Origin of the sequence: Luteitalea sp. (genome assembly GCF_044337415.1) — a bacterium.
Taxonomy (GTDB): Bacteria; Acidobacteriota; Vicinamibacteria; order Vicinamibacterales; family Vicinamibacteraceae; genus Luteitalea.
On sequence record NZ_JBIINP010000337.1, the window covers coordinates 1 to 3,385 of the forward strand.

Annotated in this window: 3 protein-coding genes and 1 tRNA gene; 2 read left to right on the forward strand and 2 right to left on the reverse strand. The window is 69.4% G+C overall.

Annotated elements, in window-relative coordinates:
• Together ACIRDX_RS21925 and ACIRDX_RS21930 are read left to right on the forward strand one after the other, a co-directional pair.
• A partial coding sequence (locus ACIRDX_RS21925; protein ID WP_396627548.1) for a DUF1214 domain-containing protein occupies positions 1-853 on the forward strand: 853 nt, incomplete at its 5' end.
• Positions 854-1,024: 171 nt separating this feature from the next.
• Positions 1,025-1,101: transfer RNA gene (locus ACIRDX_RS21930), tRNA-Arg, on the forward strand.
• An 808-nt stretch (positions 1,102-1,909) separates the two neighbouring features.
• Here the strand turns inward: ACIRDX_RS21930 and ACIRDX_RS21935 are convergent.
• Both ACIRDX_RS21935 and ACIRDX_RS21940 read right to left on the reverse strand, forming a co-directional pair.
• Positions 1,910-2,290 (reverse strand): hypothetical protein, encoded by a 381-nt coding sequence (locus ACIRDX_RS21935; protein ID WP_396627549.1) that lies wholly within the window; start codon positions 2,288-2,290, stop codon positions 1,910-1,912.
• Positions 2,291-2,596: 306 nt separating this feature from the next.
• On the reverse strand, positions 2,597-3,385 hold a 789-nt coding region (locus ACIRDX_RS21940), incomplete at its 5' end, for a S41 family peptidase (protein ID WP_396627550.1).

Genomic DNA, 3,385 nt, shown 5'->3' on the forward strand with positions numbered 1-3,385 from the left:
GGCCACCATCGCGGCCCTGCGGATCTACCCGTACAGCCAGCGCGAGAACCCGCCGCAGACGCGGCACGTGTCGCCCGCCGGGCGGAAGTGGTCCGGGGAGCAGCCGCGCGGCATGGCGTACTGGGAAGGCTTGTCGCGCGTCATCAACGAGGAGCCCGCCCTCGAGCGCGACCGCATGATCCTCGGCATGCTGCAGACGCTCGGGATCGAGAAGGGCAAGGCCTTCGCTCCCGACGCGCGCATGAAGCAGATCCTTACGGAAGCCGCGCAGGTCGGCGAGTTGATGGCGCGCGCCATCGGCTACGAGAAGCGCTTCGAGGGCGTCAAGGTGTGGCCCGGCCAGCACTGGGAGATGTCGCTCTTCCTGAAGGAGACGTCGCAGGAGGCCCCGAACCACACGCAGCTGGATGAACGCACCTCGTGGTTCTACGAGGCGGTGGGCGTGTCGGTGGGCATGATGGGACGCACGGTGGGCGCCGGCCAGGTGTATCTCGAGACCTCGAAGGACCGCGATGGCCAGTGGCTCGACGGCAGCAAGCAGTACCACCTCCGCGTGCCCGCGAATGCGCCGGTGGCGCAGTTCTGGTCCTTCACGGTGTACGACAACGAGACGCGCTGCTTCGTGGACACGGGCGTGCCGCCGGATCGCTCGTCGCGCGACGCCATCGCGAAGAACGCCGACGGCTCGGTGGACCTGTACTTCGGACCGACGGCCCCGGAGGGCAAGCCGGCCAGCAACTGGATCAAGACCCTGCCCGGCAAGGGCTGGTTCACGTACTTCCGGCTGTACGGTCCGACGCAGCCGTACTTCGACCGCTCGTGGGTGCTGCCGGACGTCGAACTGGTCAAGTGACAAGGGACCAGTACGCGAGTCACAAGGGCTGCGGGGGACGAGGGACGAGGACGGCAGGGACCAGGGACAAGGCCCATGCGCGCTCGTTCGTGGGTGTCGACGTTCACGTCGACACCCAGTGCTGCGTCGGTTCGAGTGAACTCCGCGGCGTGCTACGATGCGGTCTCGCGCGCGCCCGTAGCTCAGCTGGATAGAGCGTCGGCCTTCGAAGCCGTAGGTCGGGGGTTCGACTCCCTCCGGGCGCGCCAACTCGCAACGCGAGTTGGCTGCGCCCGGAGCACGTCAGGCACTCGGCTCCGGTCTTCGACCTCGCCTCGTGCTCGACTCCCTCCGGGCGCGTTTCCTGTAGTGACTTGAGCGTGCACCGATGCGCGGGGCCATCGCCTACGGCTCGGCCCGATCGGCTCGCACACCGCCACACGTCACCCACAGCGTGCATCGATGCACAGGGCCATCGCTTCGCTCGGCCCGTGCCTCTCGCACACAACCACACGGCCCACACGGAGCCGGCCATGGCCTCACGCTCCGCTGTCGCAGCCGTCGACCGCCCTCTCACTGTTCGTAGCCGTCGACCTTGGTCGACGGTCAGGGGGCTCCGCCAAACACTGAGCGCCTGCTTGCCCTGAGCGTGCCGCGCTGGTCCCTTGTCCCTGGGCGGCCTGGTCCCGTGTCCCTCGCCGCCCTCGTGACTTGCGTACGCGTCCCTTGTCCATTGGAGACGCTGTTCCTGCGGGGCGCGCGTACCGCGCTCGTCCCTTGTCCCTGCGCAGCCTGGTCCCTTGTCCCTCGCCGCCCTGGTGACGTGCGTACTCGTCCCTTGTCTCTTGGAGAAGGCGTTCCTGCGATGCCCGTGTGCCGCGCTCGTCCCTTGTCCCTGCGCAGCCTGGTCCCTTGTCCCTCGCCGCCCGGGTGACTGGCGTACTCGTCCCTTGTCCCTTGGAGAAGGCGTTCCTGCGATGCCCGTCTGTCGCGCTCGTCCCTTGTCCCTGCGCAGCCTTGTCCCTCGTCCCTCGCCGCCCTCGTGACGTGCGTACTCGTCCCTCGTCCCTTGTGCAGCTACCCCTTGCCTGTCGCTCCCGTCAGCACCATCAGCCCCGGCACGATGAAGACGAGGGCGAACGGCTCGCTGGTGAGGAACCACGCCCACACGCCGAAGGCCGTGTAGGCCAGGCCGATCAGGCGCGTGGCGCGCATGTGGGGTGGGTGACCGCGCAGCACCTGCACGAACGCGATCAGCGCGATGAGCCCGAAGGTGGCGATGGCGACGCCGCCGAACTGCCAGCCGACCTGCAGCCCGAGCACGGTGTCGGGCGGGACGCGCGCTTGCTCGAGAAGCTGTCGCTGTGCGGGCCATCCGAGCAGCATGTGCGGCAGGCTGCTCAGGAACATGGCCACCGAACCGACGAGGCCGACGAGGAGGCGGGGCCGGGCGATCATGCGGGGGATTGTAGACGAGGTGCAGGGACGGCAGTCGGCAGAGGGCCGGCAGCCGTCCATCACGAGGGAGAGGGTGATCGAACGGGGAGATCACTGACCGTCGGACAAGTCCGACGGCTACGAACGGTCGGAGCGCGCTGGCCGTCGCTAATGACCGACGGCTACGAACGGTCGGAGCGCGGCTGACCGTCGGACAAGTCCGACGGCTACAGACTGCCTGCGTCGACATCAAGGGCGACGGCTACGGAATGGCCTTGCGGCATTCGGCATCGCAGCATCGCGGCATTGCCCCGCAGCATCGCGGCATTACCGAGCCGTGCGTCGTGTCACCCTCGGCGCCCGCTTGTCGGGATAGGTGGGCGTCACGATCGGCGGCACGGGCGCGGCCGCAATGCGTGCGCGCAGCCAGGCGACGGCCGCGTCGAGTTGCGCGTCGTCGCCCTCCCACGTCGCGCGTGGGAGGTTGTCCACCACGAGGTCCGGCTCCACGCCCCGGCCTTCGATCAGCCAGGTCCCGTCAGTCCCGAACACGCCCGTGTCTGGCACGGAGGCGATGCCGCGATCGAGCAGGCCGCTGCTGCCAGAGCCCCAGATCTCGCCGCCCCACGTGCGCGTGCCGATCACCACGCCGAGCCCGAGCCGCCGCACGCCTTCCGCGAACGCCTCGCCATCGGATGCCGTCTCCTGGTCGACGATGACGGCGATGTGGCCGCGATACGCATACGGCATGTTCGCCGTCGGCGCGCCGACGCGCGGCTGCCAGTAGAACCAGGCCTGCCGCAGCAGCCGCGACAGCAGCCAGCTGTCGATGTTGCCGCCCGTGTTGCGCCGCAGGTCGATGACGAGCCCCTCGCGGCCGTGGACGGGATAGAACGCGCGCTGCCATTCGCCCATGTCGGCCGCAGTCATCGCGCGCAGGTGCACGTAGCCGACGCGCCCACCAGACACCGCCTCGACCCGCTGGCGCCGCTCGAGCTCCCAGCCGCGATGGCGCAGCTCGGCCTCGCGCTTGAGCGTGATCGGCCGCACCACGACGTCGCGCACCACACCCGTGTCGCCGGCGACCACTCGCAGCCGCACCTCCCGGTCGACGGC